The following is a 21,508-nucleotide window of genomic DNA, read 5'->3' as shown; positions in this document are numbered from 1 at the left end:
GAATATCACGCTAAACAGCGTTTATGCGCCGTTTGGCCAATTGACAGGCCTAAATCGCGGCTTTTAATGCGCCCCTGTCAAGCCTGGCAGCCGCGACCTGCGGTCACAGGCGTGGAACTCTGCCGCAAATGGCGGTTCTAGACACCCTCGTCGCGGCTTGCGTAGCATCGACGACCGTCTTCGTGCACTTCACCCCAACAGAGTTACCCATGACTATCCAGCAAACACCCGGGCACATACTGCCCGCGCGCAGCGCCGCCAAAATGGAAGCAGCCATGGCCGTGGGCGCCTTCGCGATCGGCACCGGCGAATTCGCCATCATGGGCCTGATGCCCGACATCGCCCAGAACCTGGGCCTGAGCGAACCCCAGGTGGGCCACGCAATCAGCGCCTACGCCCTGGGCGTGATGGTCGGCGCCCCACTGCTGGCCATCCTCGGCGCCAAGCTGCTGCGCAAACACATGCTGCTGTTGCTGATGGGCCTGTACGCCCTGGGCAACTTCGCCACCGCCTTCACCCCCACCTTCGGCTCGCTGGTGGCCTTCCGCTTTATCAGCGGCCTGCCCCACGGCGCCTACTTCGGCATCGCCGCCGTGGTCGCCTCCAGCATGGTGCCCACCGACAAACGCGCCGGCGCCGTAGCCCGCGTGATGATGGGCCTGACCCTGGCCATGCTGCTGGGCAACCCCATTGCCACCTTCCTCGGCCAACACCTGGGCTGGCGCTCGGCGTTCGCCCTGGTCAGCGTGATCGCCCTGCTCACCATCGCCCTGGTCTGGCAATTCGTGCCCCACCGCCACGACGAACAACGCAGCGACCCACGCAAAGAACTGCGCGCCTTCACCAAACCCCAGGTGTGGATGGCCCTGTCCATCGGCGCGATTGGCTTTGCCGGGATGTTCTGCGTATTCAGCTATCTGGCGCCGACCATGCTCGAAGTGACCAAGGTCTCGCCGCAGTGGATCCCCTTCGGCCTCGCCGCCTTTGGCGTGGGCGGCATCATCGGCAACATTGCCGGTGGCAAACTGTTTGATCGCATGCAGTTTCGGGCAGTGGGCTTGATATTGGTGTGGTCGATGGCGGTGTTGTTGTTCTTCCCCTTCGCCGCCTCGTCGCTGTGGGGCGTGCTGGTGAGCATGGGGCTGGTGGGCACCATGGTCGCGTTGGCGGCACCGTTGCAGATTCGTCTGATGGACATCGCCCACGAAGCGCCGAGCCTGGCAGCGGCTTCGAACCATGCGGCGTTTAACCTGGCGAATGCGCTGGGCCCGTGGTTTGGCGGCATGGCGATTACGGCAGGGTTGGGCTGGACCAGCACCGGCTACATCGGCGCCGCAACAGCGCTGGTCGGCCTGGGCCTATACCTGATCGCCCGGCGGATGAAAGGCGGTCAATAACGGCTCACCTAATAGCGATCAGCTAAGCGAACACAATACCAATGTGTGGAGCTGGCTTGCCTGGGAAAGCAGTGGTTCAGTTATAGATTCAGTGACTGACACGCCGCCTTCGCGAGCAAGCCCGCTCCCACAGGGATCTGGGCCGGGCGCTGATTTTGTGGGCGATACATGGCCAATGTGGGAGCTGGCTTGCCTGCGATAGCGGTATATCAGTGACAGATGAGTTAACTGACCCACCGCCATCGCGAGCAAGCCCTCTCCCACAGGGATCCGAGCCGGGCGCTGATTCTGCGAGCGATACATGGCTAATGTGGGAGCTGGCTGCCGATAGCGGTATATCAGTAACAGATGAGTTAACTGACCCACCGCCATCGCGAGCAAGCCCTCTCCCACAGGGATCCGAGCCGGGCGCTGATTCTGCGAGCGATACATGGCTAATGTGGGAGCTGGCTTGCCTGCGATAGCGGTATATCAGTAACAGACGAATTAACTGACCCACCGCCATTGCAGCATAAATATCTACAGAACTTCGGCACGACGCTGCACCTGTGGCGAGGGAGCTTGCTCCCGTGAAGACCTGACAGCCGACGAAAATGCGGGATCAGACCGCGTACTATCCGGTACTCAGGCAACGGCTACTTAGCGTTCCACCCCAACGGCAGCTCACTTTGCAAACCAGCAAAGCAAGCAAAACACTCTCGCCCCACCACCCCATCAATCATCATGCAACAACCCCGAACCATACTCCCCATAACTACTCCCCAGCCCACTGCCACCGAAATTCATCTTCGCGGCTTTGTTGGGACTATGGTCGCCAAATGCCTGGCAACCGCCTGAAAAGCACGGCTCGCTGCTGGTCACGCTCGATGAAGATGAACAAGCGCTTAACATCAACGTGCCGGTGATCATCACAAGTTTGACGAGGTTCGAGATCATGGTTTCAGTTCCCTATGGGCTGGAGGCGCTGGGGTCCTCTCTCGCAGGGAATCGTAGACCTCAACGGCGCAGGGAATTATGAAACTTTGATGGGTGACAGCATGAGTTCAGGTTGCCGCCTTGGGCAAGGCGGCAGGGTTGGTTGTCAGGCTTTGACTGGGGCGGTTACAGGCGCAACTTGCTCCTGAGCTCGGTCAACGAGCAGCGAGCTCAACTCGATTAACTGCTGAATGCCCAGGGCGATGGCGCGTTGGGAATCGTCGAGGTCGAACGCCAGAGTGGCGGCCATTTCGTTGGCGGATGCTAGGTTTTCGGCGGCGTTGGCCAGGAGGGTTTCGGGGTCGATGGTTGGGTTGACGAGGAATAAATTTTGGTTTGGGCGTTCGACGGCGGCATCGATGGATGATGCGCTTTGATCCATTGAAGAACTGCGTGTGTTGTTGTGCATGGGCGAAGCTCCAAATATGTACGGGAGTTAAAAACGCCTTAGCAATACGGACTTCCACCTCCGGCCGCTGAGTTTGCGGCGGCTTGAGGAGGCTAGCGGTGTGAGGTCTGACGGGCAAGCCGGAAAACGTGTGGGAAAGCTCCTAACGTTATGTTGTCGACCGATATCCAACCCCCATTAAATTTGTGAGCTTTATTTAACTGCCACCCAAAAAACCATTTTTCTCGCAGAAATCCTCAAGAAAATCATATGTTTTAGAAAGAACATGGGCTACTGGAGTAATGCCATCCCTGCTGCGCACCATAAGGACTTTAGCATATTGAACCAATGGATCTCCTGCCCTCAGCGAGCCCACACTGGCAGGTACCGAGAACTCGAACAAAGGCACATCAGTCAAAATAGCTTTGTCCGTAAACTGGTTGTCTGTGAGGTGTTTGAACGAATTTGCTATTTCTCTGCACACTCCAAACTCGGGGCATTGATTTTTCAGGCCTACCTGGAATCGCGTTTTACCTTTCGTCGTGGATATAGCTGGCGCAAATTGTAGCCAAGAAATTCTTTGCTGCTGCGTACCGGTATGCCATATCCAGTCGCAAACGTGAAAAGCTGTGAGCGCAGCGTTTATGGCAAAGTAGCTCGAAAAATTTACCGATTGCGCTCCTTGGGAAAATTGGCTTGCCTGAAGTTGTTCGATCTCCCAATCCAACTTGGCAAGCATGTCTCCGATGGATTTAATCTGAAATGTTCTAAGCGCTTCAACTATAGCAAAACCACTGATGGCTTCTAACTCCATAACTTTATCTTCTCGCCCATAGGATCTGACTCGCGCCTCATGTTAAACCGGCTTCTAATAGGTAACTTAGAATAAATTATCGAATATAGATTACTTGCGTATCTTCTTCAAGAACTGGGTAGATAGATATCCATCCACCATATAGCCCTGATGTTCATACGAGACGTATAGCCAAGTTCTATCTTCCTTGCCAAGTACGACCACAATTGCATCCGGTGGCAAAAGTAATATCACGTCTGTCTTCATTCCAGGCCCTGCTCTGAGACGCACGTTTTTGCCTTTGACTAACCGGACATCCGCTGGTTTACCTGCAATTTCCGTACGGATAAAATTTCTAATTTCTGAAAGCAATTCGGTCTGGGGGAGTCGGGCATTCAAGTCAGCTAAACCTATCCGAGCACTCTCCCAATTAACCATCACGTAAACCAATGGAGCTACGACATAGAGCCAGAACAGCAGGGCGTATGTTGGGATCGCATTGAGAGATTGGACGGGGGCAGAAGTTTTAGCCTCTCCAACCTGAGCTACATCGGCCCATCCCGGATTGCTTTGAGGCTCGCTCTTCTGAAGCAACTCATACAAATTTTCAGCAGACTGTTTTACAGTAATATCAGTTCGACTAGCTAGTTCCTCAAGTACAGCATCAACAGTTATTGCTCCCGAGACCCCCCACCGGGACAGAGTTACAGTCGGTTCTGCAAGCTCCCTCATAGCGGAAAATGCGTCCAAAGATCTGACCGCAGACACTGCCGCCCTAAAAGCTGAATGTTCTCCCCATGTAATTGAAGCTGCAGACAGAGCCTTCGCCACAGCGCCTTCTTCCCAGGTTCTCGTTGATGCCGCCATTGCAGCCATAGCTTTTGCCGCTGGCCCCTCTTCCCAAGTTCTCGTTGATGCCGCCATTGCAGCCAAAGCTTTTGCCGTTGGACCCTCTTCCCAAGTTCTCGCTGATGCTGCCATTGCAGCCATAGCTTTTGCCGTTGGCCCCTCTTCCCAAGCTCTCGCTGATGCCACCATTGCAGCCATAGCTTTTGCCGCTGGACCCTCTTCCCAAGTTTTCGCTGATGCCGCCATTGCAGCCATAGCTTTTGCCGCTGGACCCTCTTCCCAAGTTTTCGCTGATGCCGCCATTGCAGCCATAGCTTTTGCCGCTGGACCCTCTTCCCAAGTTTTCGCTGATGCCGCCATTGCAGCCATAGCTTTTGCCGCTGGACCTTCTTCCCAAGACCGGACGATTTTAGCCAAGGGAGCGGAGTTCAAAAGATCATCCGCATTGCTACCCAACGTAAAACTGGCTTTCTTCTGGCCGTCCGGGGGACACGTTTCTTCGTCGCTCATCTGTGACTCCTTGCTAGCAGTCCACTGCTAGATGACGGTACTAGATACACCATGGCGACCAAGGGCCGCGTATTTTGACGATCGTAGCCAGAGATAATGATGTAGTCCATTCAAGGATTGATATCGTCTAGCAAGAATGCAAAGCGCGGACAAGCAACGACTATTCAGCGACATGCTCTGGCAGATGAGTTGCAGACGACGATGAACGAACAATGAACAGATGCAGTTGCCGGAACACGGTCTCCCGGCTTCGAAGCGACAGAGGAAAAAAGACCGAATCACTTGCAGATACATCGCGCGACGACCTGATGATTCAAGCCAACGCCCCAAGCGGTAAGATGCCCCACAACCGTCCATAATAGAGACTGCCATGGCTGGGATATCCCTAAACCTACCGGAAGATCTGTCCAACTCTCTCACCGACCTTGCCAAAACCAACGGCCAGACAGCGAGCTACCTGGCGATGGACGTTCTTCGCGACTACATCGCGCATGAAAAAACGCTGACCGCTCAAATTGAGCAAGCGGTAAAGGAAGCCGACGAAGGCAAATTCGCCACCGTTGACCAAGTGGCCGCCATGCGCGCCAGGCGCTGGAGCAAAAATGCAGATTGAGTGGCTTGAAAAAGCACTCAAAAATCTGGAAGACGAAGCAAACTACATTGCTCTCGAAAATCCCAAGGCGGCCGACGACTTCTCCGTCGCCATGTTCGCCAGCGTCGACAAACTCACTCACTTTCCCTCAATGGACCGTGAAGGTCGGGTTAAACAGACTCGGGAATGGGCAGTACCCAACTGGTCTTATCTGACCCCCTATCGGGTACGCGGTGATCGCCTACAAATACTCGGCATATTTCATACGCGGCAGCGCCCTCGTTCAAACTGGTAATGAACACAGAACACGCCTCCCCGACACCCAAGATCCATCCCTGATAAACTGCGCCCCATTCGCCTCGCTGAATCAGATCCCCATGTCCCTACAAACCGCCCCACTCTCCCGCCGCTTCTCCGTCGCCCCCATGATGGACTGGACCGACCGCCACTGCCGGTTCTTCCTACGCCTGCTCTCCAAACACGCCCTGCTCTACACCGAGATGGTCACCACCGGCGCTATCCTCCATGGCGACCACGACCGCTTCCTGCGCCACAACGAAGCCGAGCACCCGCTGGCGCTCCAGTTGGGCGGCAGTGTCCCGGCCGATCTGGCCGCCTGCGCCCGTATGGCCGAGGCCGCGGGTTACGACGAAGTGAACCTGAACGTCGGCTGCCCCAGCGACCGGGTGCAGAACAATATGATCGGCGCGATCCTGATGGCGCACCCTGCCCTTGTGGCGGACTGTGTGAAGGCCATGCGCGATGCGGTGTCGATTCCGGTGACGGTGAAGCACCGTATCGGCATCAATGGTCGGGACAGTTATGCCGAGTTGTGTGACTTCGTCGGGACGGTGAAGAACGCCGGTTGCACCAGTTTTACCGTGCATGCGCGGATTGCGATTCTGGAGGGGTTGTCGCCCAAGGAGAACCGGGACATTCCGCCGTTGCGTTATGACGTGGCGGCGCAGTTGAAGCGGGATTTTCCGGAGTTGGAGATTAATCTCAATGGTGGGATCAAGACGCTGGAGCAGTGCCAGGAGCATTTGCAGACGTTTGATGGGGTGATGCTGGGGCGGGAGGCTTATCACAATCCGTATCTGTTGGCGGAGGTGGACCAGCGGTTGTTTGGCAGTGAGGCGCCGGTGATTAGCCGGGCGGAGGCGTTGGCGCAGTTGCGGCCTTATATTGCTGAGCATTTGGCCAGTGGTGGGACGATGCATCACATTACTCGGCATGTGTTGGGGTTGGGCACGGGGTTTCCAGGGGCGCGCAAGTTCAGGCAGTTGTTGTCGGTGGATATTCATAAGGCGGCGGATCCGTTGGCGTTGCTGGATCAGGCGGGGACGTTGTTGGAGGGGCGGTGATTGGTCGAGTGTCAGGTAGATGCTCATTGGGCGTACCGACGTTATCGCAGGCAAGCCAGCTCCCACATTTTTGCCTGGTGAGTGTCAGGTAAGTGCTCATTGGGTGTACCGGCGCTATCGCAGGCAAGCCAGCTCCCACATATTTAGCGGTGATTGCAAGGGCGCGGCAGGTGCTGCCGGCCCTTGCTGCACTGTTGCTTAGTTTTCCGGCACTGTTCCTTTGGGCACAGTTACCCATTGGTCGGTGTCGCGGTTATACCTTTTCCAATCTTTATCGGTCCTGACTTTTCGGTAAAGCGTGTTGAATGTGGTGCCGCCGAGTATTTGAAATTGAACTTCACCGCCTGGCGTTTTGCAGTTAACCAACCCCAGAATGGGTGAGTTCGGGTTTACTTGCAGTGCATACACGGCGTCTCCAAAGGTTCCGGTGGTGGCGTAGTCCAGTGCAAAACTCACGAACTGACTTTTCGGGGTGTCGCTGGACTGTAAGGCGAGCAGTCGCATTGTCGTGTAGGTGGCACCGATAAAACCCAGCGCGTGTAGGTCAGGCCCATCGATGGCCCAGTATTTTTCGGGTGTACCACCGTCCCTGAGGTATTTGTCCAGGTCGTTCTGCGCTTTGGAGTAGATCACCCCGGCCTTGAGTTTCTGGACGTGCCAATTGTTGGTGTCCGCGCTCTCATACGCGCGGTACACCCAGGTGGCAGGAGCAGTCACTCTGGTATCGGTGATCTTGCCGCCGTAGGATGAGGTCAGTTCGTTTTCCTTTTCCAGGGTGCGGCTCCCCATGGGTTTACCTGCCTTGGCAGTGTCAATGATGCCACGCATTTCCTGGGTATCGTAACAACCGGCGCTGAGGGCCTGCTGTACCGTCACATCGGCAAATACCGTTGTTGAACAAATAAAACCCAGGGCGGCGAATAGTGTTGATATATTCCGTTTCATTACATCTCTCCTTTGCTTTCAAACTAACGAACCAGCAGATTTTAATGCACAGACGCACACACTTCGCCGCGGACAGTTATGTCATCAGAGTTTTTATCGGCCCAAGTTAGCGTTTGCCAGTCAGGTATAGCACAAGTAAAAACAGCAACAACTAAAGAGCTGGAAAATAAACTTTTCACAACTTCAAAACATTGATATTGCCTCTATCAACTGGCTTGAAACCAGTGGCGCAGGACGGGTGGAATCCAGTTGAACCTAGCTGCGATTTTGCCCTCCAATTGAGCACCACGGCCGGTGATTCAAACGGCCGTTTCCAGGTTATTGCCCTCGCAAACGACCTAACGCATTTGCGCCCTTGAGCGCCTGCCAGCGCTCGGGTAATGTCACTAGACCCACAGGACAGAGCACGCCCATGACTTCCAAGCTGGAACAACTCAAGCAATTCACCACCGTCGTAGCCGATACCGGCGATTTTTCCACTCTCGCCAAGCTCAAGCCACAAGACGCTACCACCAACCCTTCCCTGCTGCTCAAGGCTGCGTCGATCCCTGGCTATGCCAAGCTGCTGGATGAGTGCGTGCAGGACTGCAACGGCGATGTGGGCCTGGCCAGTGACCGCTTTGCGGTGGCGGTGGGTCAAGAAATTCTCAAAGTAGTGCCGGGCCGTATTTCCACTGAGGTGGATGCGCGTCTGTCATTTGACGAGGCCGCCATTCTCAAGCGTGCGCATCGTCTGATCGACCTGTACGACAAAGCCGGCGTTAGCCGCGATCGCGTGCTGATCAAGATCGCCTCCACCTGGGAAGGCATCCGTGCCGCCGAGAAGCTGGAAAAAGAAGGCATCCAGACCAACCTGACGCTGCTGTTCTCCTTCGCCCAGGCCGTTGCCTGTGCGGAAGCGGGTGTGTTTCTGATTTCGCCGTTCGTGGGCCGTATCTACGACTGGTACAAGAAGGCCAACGGCAACGACTACACCGGTTCCGATGACCCGGGCGTGCAGTCGGTGACGCGCATCTATAACTACTACAAGGCTAACGGCTACAAAACAGTAGTGATGGGTGCGAGCTTCCGTAACCTCAGCCAGATCGAGGAACTGGCCGGTTGTGATCGCCTGACCATCAGCCCGGACCTGTTGGAGAAGCTGGCAGCCGATGAAGGCAAGCTGGAGCGCAAATTGGCGCCAGGCCATGCCGGTGAGGCCCGTGTGCATATGACTGAAGCGCAGTTCCGTTGGGAGTCCAACGAGGACGCGATGGCGACTGAGAAGCTGGCGGAGGGGATTCGTCAGTTTGCTCGGGACCAGGAGAAACTGGAGGCGTTGTTGTCGGCCAAGCTGTAAAAGCAGATAGCAGCAAAAAGGGCGGCACCTGTGAGGGTGTCGCCCTTTTTTGTGCGTCGGTGTCACCGCCGTCCGATGTGGGAGCTGGCTTGCCTGCGATAGCGGTGGGCCAGCCAACACTTCATCGACTGACACTGCGTAATCGCAGGCAAGCCAGCTCCCACATTGGACTGTGTGTGTTTGGGCAGGGAGGCCGTCAGTGCCGCTCGAGGGCGTTGACGAGGTCGTGGAAGGCTTCGCGGTTGGACTCATTCAAGCCCATCAGGATTTTGTGCGCTTCCAGCACCTTGACCCGCACCACTTCCTCGGACTGGTCCTGGGACGGCAGGTCGGTCAGGCACTCAGGGCACGGGATGGGGCGGTCAACGATGTTGAACACCTGGTCAAAGCCCATGGATTGCAACAGACGGGTGATGTCTTCGTGGGTGGTGACCACGGTCGGCAATAGGCCGACCTTCTGCCGAGACAGAATGGACAATTTGGCCAACAGGCCCAGGGTGGTGCTATCGATGCTGCGCGTTTCGGTCAGGTCGATCACGATCGCCGAGAAGTTCAGCGCAGTGAAGATCCGCTCGATCGTCGCATCCAGGGCCGAACACAAGGTCAGGCGCACTTCACCGACAAACTTCAGGACGAAGGTCCCGTCTTGCTCGGCGAATTGGATTCTTCCGGTACTCATCAAAGATTCCTGCTCAACACCAATAGGGCGATATCATCCGGCATCTCCCCTAGCGTGGCCAATCCAAAAACCTGCCGCAGGCCATCCAGGCTGCCGCCCGCCGACTTGACCTTTTGGGGCAAGGCGGCTTCTTTCTCTTTGAGTGTAGGCTCTGGAAGAAGGTCCAGAATACCGTCGGACATCAGCGTCAGGCTGAAGGTCGGCGGCAGTTCCAGGATGTGGTCTTCGTAGGTGGCTTCGTTAAACAAGCCTACGGGCAGGCCACGCCCTTCCAGGTAGCGCACACTGTCAGGAGTGTACAAAACAGGCATCGGCAGGTGGCCGCCAATGCTGTAGGTCAAAAGACCGGTTTCTTCGTCGATCACGCCGCCGACCATCGTCACGTGCTTGCCCAGCTTGCAGCTGATCAGGCCCCGGTTGATGTGGCCCAGCACCTCGGAGGGGGTGAACTCCGGCAAGGTGCCGTTGCGCTTGGACTCGAACAACAGCCGTGTGGTCATGAACTTCAACAACACGGTAACAAAGGCAGAAGACGCGCCGTGGCCGGAAACGTCGGCCAGGTAGAACGCCACGCGGCGCTCATCGACGCGGAAATAGTCGACAAAATCACCCGACAGGTACAACGACGGGATGATCTGGTGGGCAAACTTGAACTCGTCAATCGTCCAGGGGCTCACCGGCAGCATGTTCATCTGCACCTGGCGCCCGGCGTTCTGGTCTTCCTGCAGCAGGTTCAGGCTGGCTTCGAGTTCGCGGTTGGCGGTCTCGAGCTTTTCGCGGTAGCGCTGGTTTTCCAGGAGCAGGCGTGCACGGTCCAGGGCGCGGCGCACCGAGTGCTCCAGCACGGCCAGGTCTTCCAGGGGCTTGATCAGGTAATCGGCGGCGCCCAGGCGCAAGGCTTCAACGGCATCGTTCATGACACCGGCACCGGACACGACAATCACCGGCGTTTGCGGGGCAAGGTCGGTCACCTGGCGAATCAGCTCCAGGCCGCCCATCTGGGGCATGCGCAGGTCGCAGATCACAAGGTCGGGCTTGTCGCGCTCGAATACCTGGAGACCCTGTTGGCCATTACTGGCCTGCAGGACGCTGAAGCCACTGTCTTCCAAGTAGGCCGCGAGGCTCGCGCGCACTACTTCGTCGTCATCGATTATCAGCAGCGTGGCACTGGTTTTTTGCATGTGGGCAAACGGCGCCAGAATTAGGTTGGCGTAGGCGGCTCGGCAATGGCCGGGCTCACGTACTGGATTCGCTTTCTAGCCTCTCTGTCCTACAAAGCATTGGGATTTGGCCCATGCACAACGGTAAAGCAGAGGTGCCCTTCTAAGGCGCAGACGGTACTCCCATCCGTGAGGGGTTTCAAGCTCATGCCGATGGTCGCCGGGCGTCTTTACACCGCAAATCACCGGGAGTTATAAGAACCCTCACAACCACAACGCAAAGTAAGGATGGATGCTGTGAGCGAACACGAGCGCGACTACGCCGAAAAACGCGATTTCATCCGCATGCGAATAGATGCCGATGTGTCTTTGATCCATGCCGGGCAGGAGATTGCCGGCACCTGCGTGGACCTCTCCAGTTCCGGCATGCAGGTGCAGGCACCTCGCCAGTTCACTGTGGGCGACCTGCTGACCGTGCGCATTGATTCAGAGCACGCCGCGCTCAGGGGTCTTGAGGCGGATACCCAGGTGGTGTGGGCCAAAGCGGTAGGCGATGACCAGCATCTGGGCCTCAAGATTCTGAAAATGCGCTAACGCAACATCCAGCCCCTGCGCAAAGGTGACGCGGAGCGTCACGGGATGCCTTCCCACGCGGAGCGTGGGGAACGATCAGCGCGCACAAAAAAGGCGACCTTACAAAGGTCGCCTTTTTCATTTCAAAACGTCACAGCTTAAAAGTCGTCAACGACCTTGCCGTCCTTGACCTTGAACTCGCGGTTCTGCAGGTAAGCGTTACGAATGAAGGTGTACTTGTCGCCGCTGATCAGCTTCTCGCTGTCGAGCAGGCTGGCGCGTACGTCGACAACGTTGAGGCCGAAGGTGCTGTTACGCCAGCCGATGTCGTTCATGTAGCGGTACGGTTGGGTGTAGCTGTCGACGTATTTGGACGGCGCATCACGCAAGGTGCTTGGGCCCAGCAACGGGATCATCACGTACGGGCCACTGCCCACGCCCCAGTAGCCCAGGGTCTGGCCGAAGTCTTCGTCGCTGCGCTGCAGCCCCATTTTGGTGCCGACGTCGATAAAGCCCAGTACGCCAAATGTGGTGTTGACCAACAGGCGGGCGGTGTCGACGCCTGCATTGTGCGGCTTGAGTTGCAGCACGTTGTTGGCCAGGTTGCCGACATCACCGATGTTGCGGAAGAAGTTGTGAACGCCGTCCTGCACAAATTGTGGGGTGACGAACTGATAGCCCTGGGCGATTGGCTTGAGGGCATAGGTGTCAACGGTGTCGTTGAAGGTGAAGATGGGGCGGTTGACGCTTTCCCATGGGTCATCTTCCGAGGCCGCTTGGGCTGCGAAAGGCGCCAACAGGATGGTGGCACACACCGATAGCTGAGCGAAGTACTGGCTCCAGCGCATAGCTTTTGCTCCTTGAATGGTCTGTCATGGGCGCTATGCCCTGAATAAGGCTGTCAGTATATGACGGAAGTGCCGATTTAGGCAGCTACCTAGAATCGTCTTAGGGAAAATGCACAAAATTCCTACAAATATCGACAGTGTCATCCCCTTGTCATGCCGCCCCGATAGCGTGGCAGCTATTTCAGGGACGTTCAGATGCCACACGCCGAGATTGCCGTCGCCGCCGCCCCCTCATTGACCGCCGTGTTATTTGGCCTGAGTGGCTGCCTGGTGGATTTTGGTTCCCTGGCGCGCAGCGACTCACCTTGCGCCGACGCCGAGGCCACGCCGGGCGCATTGAAAATCCTGCGCAGTCTCAAAGAACAAGGCGTGCCCTGCGCCTGGCTGGACGAACTGCCTCCCGCCGTGACCACGCCACTCTGCGCCGGCCTGCCTGGCTGGCTCAAGGCGACCTCGCCCTCCTCCATTCGCTGGCCCGCGCCCCACGCTTGCTGGCAAGCCCTGATGGAGTTGAACATCGAACGCCTGGAAGGCTGCGTACTGGTCAGCGGCGAGCCGCGCCTGCTGCAATCGGGCCTGAATGCCGGTTTGTGGACCATCGGCCTGGCCTCCTGCGGTTCGCTCTGCGGCCTGTCGCCCCAGCAATGGCAGGCGCTGACCGAGCAGCAACGCGAACACAAGCGCGGCAAGGCCACGGTGGCGCTCTATGGCCTGGGTGTGCATTCGGTGATCGACCACCTCGGCGAACTCGGCACCTGCCTGGCCGACATCCGCCTGCGCCAGCTCAAGGGCGAGAAGCCCTGATCGAGATCATGCACAGTTGGCCGCAGTGGATTAATCTACAGGTCAGCCCGTAGACCTTTCACGGCGTGCCGCGGTCTATGCCAGTGCCTATCGATAAAAGGAAAGAACGTCATGCCTGATCGCGAGAAGTTACAACAGCAGGCCGATATTGTGCGTGAGCAACTGGAGAATCATCCCGAGTTGCCCGCCGAGAAACGTCAAGCATTGGAAGAGTTGATCGCCAAATTCGAAGTCCAGTTGGAAATGGAACCGGCCACCCAGACGCCCAGCATCGCTGACGATGTGAACCGGGCAGTGGAAGGTTTTGAACTGGACCATCCAGGCATTGCCGGGACGTTGCGCAATATCGTGCTGACCCTGGGCAATATCGGCATCTAACCCCAGCCCAAGCCAAACACAAAACCAAATGTGGGAGCTGGCTTGCCTGCGATAGCGGTGTATCAGTCACTTGATGAATGACTGAAAGATCGCAATCGCAGGCAAGCCAGTTCCCACAGTTTTTTGTATGAAGGCTTACTGACGCGCCAGGCGCACGTTCAGGAACTGGGTGTTCTCAGTGCTGCGATACGGGTTGATATCCAACCCACCCCGGCGCACATAGCGTGCATACACCGTCAACTTCTCCGGCTTGAGCAAGCGCTGCAAGTCCAGGAAGATCCGCTCCACACACTGCTCATGAAAGTCCGAGTGCTGGCGAAAGCTGACGATATATTCCAGCAGGCTGGCGTGATCCAGCGCCGCACCACGGTATTCCACCACCACACTGCCCCAGTCAGGCTGGCTGGTCACCGGGCAGTTGGATTTGAGCAGGTGGCTGTGCACGCTCTCCTCCACCACGCGCGAATCATCGCAACGCAGCAGTTCCGGGCGCGGGTGTTCGTAGCTGCTGACGTTGATATCCAGGCCGTCAATGCACACGCCCGGCAACGCCATCACGCCTTCTGCCTCGATGTCGGCCAGGCTGCGAATGCGCACGCTCACTGGCTTGCCGGCCGCAGAGCTGAGGTCGGTGCGCAAGGTGGCTTCAAGGCTGGACGTATCGGCAAACGCGGTCTGGTTCAGCGAGTTGAGGTACAGCTTGAACGACTTGGACTCGATGATGTTCGGCGAGTCGGCCGGAATGCTGAACTCACCGATGGCTACCACCGGCTTGCCCGATGGCAACAACCAGGACAGTTCGAAGCAGTTCCAGAAATCCACGCCCTTGTACGGCAGGGTCTCGGCGCTCAGGCCCAGCTCGGCCCACTTGGCGGCGCGTGGAATCGGAAACAGCAACGAAGGCGTGTAGGTGCTGATGTATTCACTGGACTTGCCCAGCGGCGAATGTTCGGCTGCGGGATGCATGGCGGAAACCTGGCTAAATAAACCGCGCCAGTCTACCAGCCTTTGCTCGCCCCCTTAACAAACGCCTCACTCAACGGTCAGTTTACCGACCATGCCCGCCTGGTAATGCCCGGGCAGGTTGCAGGCGAACTCAAGGCCTGTGGCCTGCTTGAACGTCCAGGTCAGTTCGGCCGTCTTGCCCGGCTCCACCAACACACTGTTGGGATCGTCGTGCTTCATGCCGCCCATGTCGCCGTGGCCCATGGCGCTGTGATCCATCTTGCCCATGCCGGTGGCGGTGAGCATGCCACTGGCTTGCATCTGCAACATCTCTTTCTGGTGGGCGGCATGCATGGCCGCGTCTCCCAGGTTGAACTCATGCAGCAACTGGCCTTTGTTGACCAGCACAAAGCGCACGGTTTCACCGGCCTTGACGTCCAGGGACTTGGGCTCAAAGGCAATGTCCCGCAGCGTGACTTCAACGGTGCGCGTGGCTTTATCCGCCGGGGCCGGCTGGCCGAACGCGTAGGTGTGAGTCGCATCTGCCAGGGCATTGAAACTCAACGCCAGCAGGCAGCCTGCCAATAACAGAGGTGTACGCAACGCCATCTTTCACTCTCCAAAATAGGTATCCAGCTTGGGCAACACTTTAAGATGGCCTCGCTGCCAGCCAGCTGACTGCTAGATTACAACTTTGTCAGCTTGCGCCCATCCCCTGACGAGCACGGTATAAAGCCCAATGTTTTTTGTAGGAGCGAGCTTGCTCGCGAAGGGCTTAAGCACAACGCGTCAAGCCTGACAGCCCGCGTTACCGTTGGCGTTTTTCGCGAGCAAGCTCGCTCCTACATAGCCCCTATCAAGAGCCCGATATGAAACTGCTGATCGTCGAAGACCAACCCAAAACCGGTCATTACCTGCGCCAGGGCCTGGCCGAAGCGGGCTTTACCACCGAACTGGTGGCCGACGGCACCAGTGGCCAGCACTTGGCGCTGACGGGCGACTATGACTTATTGATCCTCGATGTGATGCTGCCCGGCCGCGATGGCTGGCAAATCCTGCAGGCGGTGCGCAGTGCCGGCCTGGACATCCCGGTGCTGTTCCTCACCGCTCGCGATGCCGTAGAAGACCGAGTACATGGTCTGGAGCTGGGCGCCGACGATTACCTGGTCAAGCCCTTCGCCTTTTCCGAACTGCTGGCGCGGGTGCGCACCTTGTTGCGCCGTGGCAGCAGCACGCCGCAGGAGACCACGCTGCAACTGGCCGACCTGAGCCTGGACTTGATCCGCCGCCGCGTCGAGCGCAGTGGCCAGCGCATCGACCTCACCGCCAAGGAGTTCGCCCTGCTGGAGCTGCTGCTACGCCGCCAGGGCGAAGTGCTGCCCAAGACGCTGATCGCCTCCCAGGTGTGGGACATGAATTTCGACAGCGACACCAACATCATCGAAGTCGCCATTCGCCGCCTGCGCCTGAAAGTCGACGACAATTTCCCCAATAAGCTGATCCACACCGTGCGCGGCATGGGTTACGTGCTGGAGGAACGGTTCACGTGATCAAGCGCCTGTCCCTGACCAGCCGCCTGGCGCTGCTGTTTGCCGCCTGCACGGCGGTGGTCTCGTTGATCGCCGGAGTGTTGTTCAACCGGGCCAGCGAGGCGCACTTCATGGAGCTGGACCAGCAACAGCTCGAAAGCAAACTGGTAGCCCTGCGCAGCACCTTGCAAGGTGTCGCCTCACCGGAAGACCTCGCCCGGCGAACCCCTCAACTGCGCGCCGAACTCGATCACCAGCCCGACCTCACCTTGCGCATCACCGGGGCGGGTCAACGTTGGCTGGACGGCGCGCCACACCTTCCCTTGCCCCAAGCACCCGGCCTGCACAGCCTGCAATACGCAGGCACCGACTATCGCGTATTCATCGCGCCCTTGACGCCCAGCCAACTGGATTCGCCACAACTGACCCTGATCCTCGACATCACCCACCACCAGCACTTTCTGCAACGCATGCAACGCTTGATCTGGCTGACCGTCGGCCTCTCGGCCCTGGCCACTGCCCTGCTCGGCGCCTGGGCTGCGCGCAGTGGCTTGCGACCGCTGCGGCGCATGGGCGAAGTGGCCGCCAGTGTCTCCGCCCACTCCCTCACGCAACGCTTACCCCAAGAACAAATGCCGGTGGAGCTCGCGGAACTGGCCCAGGCCGTCAACGCCATGCTGGCCCGCCTCGATGATGCGTTCCAGCGCCTGTCCGCCTTCAGCGCAGATATTGCCCACGAACTGCGCACACCGCTGTCCAACTTGCTGACCCAGACCCAAGTCATCCTCACCCAGCCACGCCCGCTGGAGGATTACCGCGAGGCGCTGCACAGCAACCTGGAAGAGCTGCAATGGATGGCGCAACTGGTCAACGACATGCTGTACCTGGCCAAAGCTGACCACGGCTTGCTGATGCCCAGCCGAGAAGCTCTGGATTTGGGCGATGAGGTCGACGCACTGTTGGAGTTCTTTACCCTGCTGGCGGAGGACGCACAGGTGACGCTGGTGCGCGAAGGCACCGCCCAGACGATGGGCGATCGCGGTATGTTGCGTCGGGCCTTGTCGAATCTGCTGGATAACGCGCTGCGGTTTACCCCACCGGGCGGTGAAGTGCGGGTGCGGATCGAGAGTGGCGTGACACTGACGGTTGAGAACAGCGGGGAAGGCATTCCTGCGTCGTTACTGCCGAGGCTGTTTGACCGGTTCTACCGAGCCGACCCGTCGAGGCGCGCAGGCAGCAGTGAACATGCGGGGCTGGGGTTGGCGATTACCCAGTCGATTGTACGCGCGCATGGCGGGAGGATTTATTGTGAGTCGCAGGCGGGCTGGACAAGGTTTGTGATTGAGTTGCCCAAGGGCGACTGCTGATTGCTGATCGTTCCCACGCTCCGCGTGGGAATGCATTCAGGGACGCTCTGCGTCCCAACAGCGGACGCGGAGCGTCCGGTGAGGCATTCCCACGCGGAGCGTGGGAACGATCAGACGATCAGGTTACGAATACCTGAGCGCATGCGCCGGCTCAATCTTCGCCGCCCGATACGCCGGGTAAATCGTCGCCAAGAAGCTCAACACAAACCCCGCCGAGCAAATCAGCAACACATCCCCACCTTGCAGCTCCGAAGGCAGGTTGCTGACAAAGTACACATCCGAGCTGAAGATATGCTGCCCGCTCACCCGCTCCAGCCAGCCCACCAGCTCACTCACGTTCAGCGCCGCAATCACCCCCAGCACGCCGCCGATCAAGGTGCCGACCACACCAATCACGGTACCCTGCACCATGAAGATCGCCATAATCTGCCGAGGTGTGGCGCCGATGGTACGCAGGATGGCGATGTCCGCGCCCTTGTCGTTCACCACCATGATCAAGGTGGCGATGATGTTGAACGCGGCCACGGCGACGATCATCAGCAGCAGCAGGCCGATCATGGTCTTTTCCATTTTCATCGCGCTGAACAGGCTGCCCTGGGTGTGGGTCCAGTCATCCGGCTTATAAGCCGCGCCCAGGCTGGCGGCGATATCTGCCGAGACTTTGGGCGCTGCATACAGGTCCTTCACCGCCAGGCGCACGCTTTGCACCTGGTTGGGCTGCCAATGCTGGATTTCAGCGGCGTCGGCCATGTGGATCAGGGCCATGGAGCCATCCAGTTCGGCGCCGACCTTGAAGATGCCCACCACATTCAGGCGCTGCATGCGCGGGGTGATACCGCCCGGGGCGCTGCTGAGTTCCGGCACGATCAGGGTCAGTTTGTCGCCCACGTTCAGGCGAAAACGCCGTGCAGTGATATCACCGACCACCACCCCGAACTCGCCGGGCTTGAGGTCGTCGAGTTTGCCGCGCACGATGTGCTGGGCCACGATCGACACCTTGCCTTCCTGAGCCGGGTCGACGCCGCTGATCTCGATGGGCTGCATCGCGCCCTTATAGGAAAACATGCCATCCATCTGGGTGAAGGGCACAGCGGCGGTGACTTGCGGATTCTTCATCGCGGCCGCGGCCACCGGCTGCCAATCATCAATCGGCTTTACGCCGACGATGGTGGCGTGGGGCACCATGCCGAGGATGCGTGAGCTCATTTCACGCTGAAAGCCGTTCATCACCGAAAGCACTACGATCATCGCCAATACGCCCAGGGCGAGGCCGATCATCGAGGTCATCGAGATAAACGAGACAAAACGGTTGCGGCGCTTGGCGCGGGTATAGCGCGTGCCGATAAAAATCGATAACGGTCTGAACATTCGCGGGCACCGTTGGAAAAATGAAAAAGCCCGACCTCAAAAAACCGGGCTTGCAACAGGTCAGATAGCGACCAGATGACCTTCCTGCAAATGCAGTACGCGGTCCATCTGCCGGGCCATGCTCATGTCATGGGTCACCACCAGGAACGCGGTGCGCATCTGGGTGCTCAGTTCCAGCATCAAGTCCTTGATGCCCTGGGCGGTGTGGGAGTCGAGGTTGCCGGTCGGCTCGTCGAGCATCACCAGGCCGGGGTTGTTCACCAGGGCACGGGCAATCGCCACGCGCTGGCGCTCACCACCGGACAACTCCGCTGGCTTGTGCTCCAGGCGGTGGCCGAGGCCGACGCGCTCGAGCAAGGCCGTGGCACGCTGACGCGCTTCAGGAATCGCGGTCTTGCCAATCAACAGCGGCATGCACACGTTTTCCAGGGCGGTGAATTCCGGCAGCAAGTGGTGGAACTGGTACACAAAGCCCAACGAGCGGTTGCGCAGTTGGCCGCGGGCCTTTTCATTCAAGGCCGAGAGTTCTTCACCGGCCAGCCATACGCTGCCCTGGGACGGCGTGTCGAGGCCGCCCAACAGGTTGAGCAAGGTACTCTTGCCGGAACCGGAACTGCCGACGATCGCCACACGCTCGCCAGGGTGCAGTTCAAGCTGCAGGTTGGACAGCACCACCACCGACTCCGGGCCTTCCTCGTAGGATTTGCCCAGGTTGCGGCAGCTCAGGATTGCTTTTTCACTCATGCCCGATTCACTCATAACGTAATGCCTGTGCTGGCTGGGTACGTGCCGCGCGCCAGGCTGGATACAGGGTGGCAAGGAAGCTCAGGACCAACGCAGCGCCGCCCACCATCAGCACGTCCTGGGTTTGCACCTGGGACGGCAAGTAATCGATGAAGTAGACGTCGGCGTTGAGAAACTTGTGGCCGATCACCTTTTCAAGCAGGGCGATGGCGGCGCTGACGTTCAGCGCGGCCAGAATGCCCACCGCCGTGCCGATCAAGGTGCCGACCACGCCGATCACGGTGCCCTGCACCATGAAGATCGCCATGATCTGCCCCGGCGTGGCGCCCAACGTACGCAGGATGGCGATGTCGCCCTTCTTGTCGTTCACCACCATCACCAGCGTGGAGATGATGTTGAAGGCCGCCACGGCGACGATCAGCAACAACAACAGGCCGATCATGGCTTTTTCCATGCGGATGGCCTGATACAGGTTGCCGTGGGTGCGGGTCCAGTCGCGAGCGTAGTACTCGGTTTCACCCAGGTGCTGGGCAATTTCCCAGGCGCCGCGCGGCGCATCGAACAGGTCGTTGAATTTCAGGCGCAGGCCCTGCACCTGGTCGGGCTGCCAGCGATGCAGGCGGGCCAGGTCGGTGAGATTGGTCAGGCCGATGTAACCGTCGATCTCGCCAGCGCCGACGTGGAAGGTGCCCACCACGGTAAAGCGCTTCATGCGCGGGAACATGCCGGCCGGGGTCACGGTGACTTCCGGGGCGACGAAGGTCAGCTTGTCGCCAACCTCTACGCCCAGCTTGGCCGCGGCCTTGTCACCGATGACGATGCCAAAGCTGCCCGGCGACAGCTCGTCGAGCTTACCTTGCAGCATGAACTTGTCGATGATCGAGACGTTGCGCTCCTGGGCCGGGTCGATGCCGTTGAGCAGGATCTTCTGCACTTTGCCGTCATTGGTCAGCAACCCCTGCATCTGGGTAAACGGCGCTACCGCCACCACCTTGGGGTTCTGCTGGACCTTGGCGGCCAGGCTTTGCCAGTCGTTGATGGGCGCATCGCCCTCGATGGTCGCGTGGGGCACCATGCCCAGCACGCGGGTGCGCATCTCATGATCGAAGCCATTCATCACCGACAGCACCACGATCATCACGACCACGCCCAGGGCGAGACCGATCATCGAGGTCAAGGAAATGAACGACACAAAATGATTGCGACGCTTTGCACGGGTATAACGCGTGCCGATAAATACGAAGAGAGGTCTGAACATGTCGGGGCTTGTTCGGAGGAAAAGAAGACGTCCCGGTGGCGGGGTCTGGTCAGCAGCTTTACACTCAGACCATTACCGTTACCTGGGGTTCGCCATGTCGACATTAGATGAAGAAGAGCGCCGCGAATACTACCGTATCGACGACATGATCGCACTTCAAATCAAACCCCTGTCGGGCCCCGACGCGGCGAGCAAGGAAGTGTTGCTGGATGATTCACCGCTGTTCAATCTGCTCAGCGAGCTGCACTTGAGCGAATTCGAAGCCCAGCACCTGCTGCGCCAGATCAGCGAGAAAGACCGCAGCCTGGCGGCCTTCCTCAAAGTGCAGAACAAACGCCTGGATCTGCTCAGCCAGGTCATGGCTCGCGGTTTGCTGAACGAGGTGGGTGCGCCGCAACCGGTGATCCTCTCCGAGGGCGGCATCGACTTCCAGCACCCGACACCGCTGGCCGCCGACACTCACCTGGCGGTCAAGCTGGTGCTGATGCCCCAGGCGCTCGGCCTGTTGCTGCGCGCGCGGGTGACCCATTGCGACCCCAAGGGCGACGGCTTTGATGTGGGCACGGAGTTCGAGTCCATGACCGACGCCCAACGCCAACTGCTGGCGCGCTATATCCTGCAGAAACAGGCCCAGGAACGCCGCCTGGCGCGAGAACAAAGCGAAGACCTCTGAATGCGTATTCACGACGCCAGCCATCCTGGC

Annotated in this window: 24 protein-coding genes; 11 read left to right on the top strand and 13 right to left on the bottom strand. The window is 58.6% G+C overall.

Going from position 1 to position 21,508, the window contains the following annotated elements:
• The first annotated feature begins 209 nt into the window (after positions 1-209).
• Complete coding sequence (locus ACP7CZ_RS06815; protein ID WP_294149882.1) at positions 210-1,397, top strand: MFS transporter; 1,188 nt, start codon at positions 210-212, stop codon at positions 1,395-1,397.
• Positions 1,398-2,111: 714 nt separating this feature from the next.
• On the opposite strand, the gene ACP7CZ_RS06810 is transcribed toward ACP7CZ_RS06815, so the two are convergent.
• The 4 genes from ACP7CZ_RS06810 to ACP7CZ_RS06795 all read right to left on the bottom strand — a co-directional run bounded on the left by ACP7CZ_RS06810 (position 2,112) and on the right by ACP7CZ_RS06795 (position 4,912).
• Positions 2,112-2,333: a hypothetical protein gene (locus ACP7CZ_RS06810; protein WP_294149887.1), complete on the bottom strand. Its 222-nt coding sequence runs from the start codon at positions 2,331-2,333 to the stop codon at positions 2,112-2,114.
• Positions 2,334-2,478: 145 nt separating this feature from the next.
• Positions 2,479-2,754 carry a DUF6124 family protein gene (locus tag ACP7CZ_RS06805; protein WP_229999649.1) on the bottom strand — a complete coding sequence of 92 codons (276 nt, stop codon included), beginning with the start codon at positions 2,752-2,754 and terminating at the stop codon, positions 2,479-2,481.
• Between the two features lie 223 nt (positions 2,755-2,977).
• Complete coding sequence (locus tag ACP7CZ_RS06800; protein ID WP_054898635.1) at positions 2,978-3,574, bottom strand: hypothetical protein; 597 nt, start codon at positions 3,572-3,574, stop codon at positions 2,978-2,980.
• Positions 3,575-3,664: 90 nt separating this feature from the next.
• Positions 3,665-4,912, bottom strand: coding sequence for an SH3 domain-containing protein (locus ACP7CZ_RS06795; protein WP_294363430.1), 1,248 nt, complete (start codon positions 4,910-4,912; stop codon positions 3,665-3,667).
• Between the two features lie 370 nt (positions 4,913-5,282).
• Between ACP7CZ_RS06795 and ACP7CZ_RS06790 the strand changes: the two genes are divergently transcribed.
• The 3 genes from ACP7CZ_RS06790 (at position 5,283) to dusA (ending at position 6,868) form a co-directional block, all read left to right on the top strand.
• A complete protein-coding gene (locus ACP7CZ_RS06790; protein WP_054899089.1) occupies positions 5,283-5,525 on the top strand; it encodes a CopG family ribbon-helix-helix protein in 243 nt (80 codons plus the stop codon).
• A complete protein-coding gene (locus ACP7CZ_RS06785) occupies positions 5,515-5,799 on the top strand; it encodes a type II toxin-antitoxin system RelE/ParE family toxin (RefSeq protein WP_054899088.1) in 285 nt (94 codons plus the stop codon). The genes ACP7CZ_RS06790 and ACP7CZ_RS06785 overlap by 11 nt, the downstream gene beginning before the upstream one ends.
• Before the next feature lie 82 nt (positions 5,800-5,881).
• Positions 5,882-6,868, top strand: coding sequence for a tRNA dihydrouridine(20/20a) synthase DusA (gene dusA / locus ACP7CZ_RS06780; protein ID WP_057975704.1), 987 nt, complete (start codon positions 5,882-5,884; stop codon positions 6,866-6,868).
• A gap of 198 nt (positions 6,869-7,066) precedes the next feature.
• Here the strand turns inward: dusA and ACP7CZ_RS06775 are convergent, their stop codons facing one another.
• Positions 7,067-7,813 carry a hypothetical protein gene (locus ACP7CZ_RS06775; protein ID WP_054919936.1) on the bottom strand — a complete coding sequence of 249 codons (747 nt, stop codon included), beginning with the start codon at positions 7,811-7,813 and terminating at the stop codon, positions 7,067-7,069.
• Between the two features lie 412 nt (positions 7,814-8,225).
• Between ACP7CZ_RS06775 and tal the strand changes: the two genes are divergently transcribed.
• Complete coding sequence (gene tal / locus ACP7CZ_RS06770) at positions 8,226-9,152, top strand: transaldolase (RefSeq protein ID WP_003189693.1); 927 nt, start codon at positions 8,226-8,228, stop codon at positions 9,150-9,152.
• 196 nt (positions 9,153-9,348) lie between these two features.
• Here the strand turns inward: tal and rssC are convergent, their stop codons facing one another.
• Both rssC and rssB read right to left on the bottom strand, forming a co-directional pair.
• The gene (gene rssC / locus ACP7CZ_RS06765) at positions 9,349-9,831 is read right to left on the bottom strand and encodes an anti-sigma factor antagonist RssC (RefSeq protein WP_003172602.1); all 483 of its coding nucleotides are present in this window, start codon (positions 9,829-9,831) and stop codon (positions 9,349-9,351) included.
• On the bottom strand, positions 9,831-11,012 hold the full coding sequence (gene rssB, locus ACP7CZ_RS06760; protein WP_014717527.1) for a two-component system response regulator RssB: 1,182 nt from the start codon (positions 11,010-11,012) through the stop codon (positions 9,831-9,833). Before rssB ends, rssC begins: the two co-directional genes overlap by 1 nt.
• Before the next feature lie 276 nt (positions 11,013-11,288).
• On the opposite strand from rssB, the gene ACP7CZ_RS06755 reads away from it, so the two are divergent.
• Positions 11,289-11,585: a PilZ domain-containing protein gene (locus tag ACP7CZ_RS06755; protein WP_072446768.1), complete on the top strand. Its 297-nt coding sequence runs from the start codon at positions 11,289-11,291 to the stop codon at positions 11,583-11,585.
• A 137-nt stretch (positions 11,586-11,722) separates the two neighbouring features.
• Here the strand turns inward: ACP7CZ_RS06755 and ACP7CZ_RS06750 are convergent, their stop codons facing one another.
• Positions 11,723-12,412, bottom strand: coding sequence for an MlaA family lipoprotein (locus ACP7CZ_RS06750; RefSeq protein ID WP_003189688.1), 690 nt, complete (start codon positions 12,410-12,412; stop codon positions 11,723-11,725).
• A gap of 195 nt (positions 12,413-12,607) precedes the next feature.
• Here ACP7CZ_RS06750 and ACP7CZ_RS06745 point away from each other — a divergent pair, with 195 nt between their 5' ends.
• The gene (locus ACP7CZ_RS06745; protein WP_294150038.1) at positions 12,608-13,216 is read left to right on the top strand and encodes an HAD family phosphatase; all 609 of its coding nucleotides are present in this window, start codon (positions 12,608-12,610) and stop codon (positions 13,214-13,216) included.
• A 111-nt stretch (positions 13,217-13,327) separates the two neighbouring features.
• Positions 13,328-13,594: a DUF4404 family protein gene (locus tag ACP7CZ_RS06740; RefSeq protein WP_014717525.1), complete on the top strand. Its 267-nt coding sequence runs from the start codon at positions 13,328-13,330 to the stop codon at positions 13,592-13,594.
• Between the two features lie 135 nt (positions 13,595-13,729).
• On the opposite strand, the gene queF is transcribed toward ACP7CZ_RS06740, so the two are convergent.
• Positions 13,730-14,560, bottom strand: a complete 831-nt coding sequence (gene queF / locus ACP7CZ_RS06735) for an NADPH-dependent 7-cyano-7-deazaguanine reductase QueF (RefSeq protein WP_259038389.1) — start codon at positions 14,558-14,560, stop codon at positions 13,730-13,732.
• 66 nt (positions 14,561-14,626) lie between these two features.
• Positions 14,627-15,148: a cupredoxin domain-containing protein gene (locus tag ACP7CZ_RS06730; RefSeq protein ID WP_057975697.1), complete on the bottom strand. Its 522-nt coding sequence runs from the start codon at positions 15,146-15,148 to the stop codon at positions 14,627-14,629.
• A 260-nt stretch (positions 15,149-15,408) separates the two neighbouring features.
• Between ACP7CZ_RS06730 and ACP7CZ_RS06725 the strand changes: the two genes are divergently transcribed.
• Together ACP7CZ_RS06725 and ACP7CZ_RS06720 are read left to right on the top strand one after the other, a co-directional pair.
• Positions 15,409-16,089 (top strand): heavy metal response regulator transcription factor, encoded by a 681-nt coding sequence (locus ACP7CZ_RS06725; RefSeq protein ID WP_020302902.1) that lies wholly within the window; start codon positions 15,409-15,411, stop codon positions 16,087-16,089.
• Positions 16,086-17,435, top strand: coding sequence for a heavy metal sensor histidine kinase (locus ACP7CZ_RS06720; RefSeq protein ID WP_054919941.1), 1,350 nt, complete (start codon positions 16,086-16,088; stop codon positions 17,433-17,435). Before ACP7CZ_RS06725 ends, ACP7CZ_RS06720 begins: the two co-directional genes overlap by 4 nt.
• A 123-nt stretch (positions 17,436-17,558) precedes the next feature.
• Here ACP7CZ_RS06720 and ACP7CZ_RS06715 read toward each other — a convergent pair whose 3' ends face one another.
• Genes ACP7CZ_RS06715 through ACP7CZ_RS06705 form a run of 3 tightly spaced genes read right to left on the bottom strand, consistent with a single transcriptional unit; the run spans position 17,559 to position 20,805 of the window.
• Entirely contained in the window at positions 17,559-18,803 is a 1,245-nt protein-coding gene (locus ACP7CZ_RS06715; RefSeq protein ID WP_014717521.1) for a lipoprotein-releasing ABC transporter permease subunit, read from the bottom strand.
• Positions 18,804-18,863: 60 nt separating this feature from the next.
• Positions 18,864-19,547, bottom strand: a complete 684-nt coding sequence (gene lolD, locus ACP7CZ_RS06710) for a lipoprotein-releasing ABC transporter ATP-binding protein LolD (RefSeq protein WP_019818240.1) — start codon at positions 19,545-19,547, stop codon at positions 18,864-18,866.
• Between the two features lie 7 nt (positions 19,548-19,554).
• Entirely contained in the window at positions 19,555-20,805 is a 1,251-nt protein-coding gene (locus tag ACP7CZ_RS06705; RefSeq protein ID WP_054899068.1) for a lipoprotein-releasing ABC transporter permease subunit, read from the bottom strand.
• A 94-nt stretch (positions 20,806-20,899) separates the two neighbouring features.
• On the opposite strand from ACP7CZ_RS06705, the gene ACP7CZ_RS06700 reads away from it, so the two are divergent.
• Positions 20,900-21,478, top strand: a complete 579-nt coding sequence (locus ACP7CZ_RS06700) for a PilZ domain-containing protein (RefSeq protein WP_054899069.1) — start codon at positions 20,900-20,902, stop codon at positions 21,476-21,478.
• The last annotated feature ends 30 nt before the right edge of the window (positions 21,479-21,508 follow it).

The organism is Pseudomonas sp. DWP2-2, from assembly GCF_049897065.1.
Lineage (GTDB): Bacteria > Pseudomonadota > Gammaproteobacteria > Pseudomonadales > Pseudomonadaceae > Aquipseudomonas > Aquipseudomonas paracarnis.
This window is presented reverse-complemented; position numbering and strand designations above follow the sequence as displayed.

Coding starts and splice junctions, on each gene's coding strand:
- ACP7CZ_RS06815 (WP_294149882.1), top strand. CDS start 210: ATGACTATCCAGCAAACACCCGGGCACATACTGCCCGCGCGCAGCGCC.
- ACP7CZ_RS06810 (WP_294149887.1), bottom strand. CDS start 2,333: ATGATCTCGAACCTCGTCAAACTTGTGATGATCACCGGCACGTTGATG.
- ACP7CZ_RS06805 (WP_229999649.1), bottom strand. CDS start 2,754: ATGGATCAAAGCGCATCATCCATCGATGCCGCCGTCGAACGCCCAAAC.
- ACP7CZ_RS06800 (WP_054898635.1), bottom strand. CDS start 3,574: ATGGAGTTAGAAGCCATCAGTGGTTTTGCTATAGTTGAAGCGCTTAGA.
- ACP7CZ_RS06795 (WP_294363430.1), bottom strand. CDS start 4,912: ATGAGCGACGAAGAAACGTGTCCCCCGGACGGCCAGAAGAAAGCCAGT.
- ACP7CZ_RS06790 (WP_054899089.1), top strand. CDS start 5,283: ATGGCTGGGATATCCCTAAACCTACCGGAAGATCTGTCCAACTCTCTC.
- ACP7CZ_RS06785 (WP_054899088.1), top strand. CDS start 5,515: ATGCAGATTGAGTGGCTTGAAAAAGCACTCAAAAATCTGGAAGACGAA.
- dusA (WP_057975704.1), top strand. CDS start 5,882: ATGTCCCTACAAACCGCCCCACTCTCCCGCCGCTTCTCCGTCGCCCCC.
- ACP7CZ_RS06775 (WP_054919936.1), bottom strand. CDS start 7,813: ATGAAACGGAATATATCAACACTATTCGCCGCCCTGGGTTTTATTTGT.
- tal (WP_003189693.1), top strand. CDS start 8,226: ATGACTTCCAAGCTGGAACAACTCAAGCAATTCACCACCGTCGTAGCC.
- rssC (WP_003172602.1), bottom strand. CDS start 9,831: ATGAGTACCGGAAGAATCCAATTCGCCGAGCAAGACGGGACCTTCGTC.
- rssB (WP_014717527.1), bottom strand. CDS start 11,012: ATGCAAAAAACCAGTGCCACGCTGCTGATAATCGATGACGACGAAGTA.
- ACP7CZ_RS06750 (WP_003189688.1), bottom strand. CDS start 12,412: ATGCGCTGGAGCCAGTACTTCGCTCAGCTATCGGTGTGTGCCACCATC.
- ACP7CZ_RS06745 (WP_294150038.1), top strand. CDS start 12,608: ATGCCACACGCCGAGATTGCCGTCGCCGCCGCCCCCTCATTGACCGCC.
- ACP7CZ_RS06740 (WP_014717525.1), top strand. CDS start 13,328: ATGCCTGATCGCGAGAAGTTACAACAGCAGGCCGATATTGTGCGTGAG.
- queF (WP_259038389.1), bottom strand. CDS start 14,560: ATGCATCCCGCAGCCGAACATTCGCCGCTGGGCAAGTCCAGTGAATAC.
- ACP7CZ_RS06730 (WP_057975697.1), bottom strand. CDS start 15,148: ATGGCGTTGCGTACACCTCTGTTATTGGCAGGCTGCCTGCTGGCGTTG.
- ACP7CZ_RS06725 (WP_020302902.1), top strand. CDS start 15,409: ATGAAACTGCTGATCGTCGAAGACCAACCCAAAACCGGTCATTACCTG.
- ACP7CZ_RS06715 (WP_014717521.1), bottom strand. CDS start 18,803: ATGTTCAGACCGTTATCGATTTTTATCGGCACGCGCTATACCCGCGCC.
- lolD (WP_019818240.1), bottom strand. CDS start 19,547: ATGAGTGAAAAAGCAATCCTGAGCTGCCGCAACCTGGGCAAATCCTAC.
- ACP7CZ_RS06705 (WP_054899068.1), bottom strand. CDS start 20,805: ATGTTCAGACCTCTCTTCGTATTTATCGGCACGCGTTATACCCGTGCA.
- ACP7CZ_RS06700 (WP_054899069.1), top strand. CDS start 20,900: ATGTCGACATTAGATGAAGAAGAGCGCCGCGAATACTACCGTATCGAC.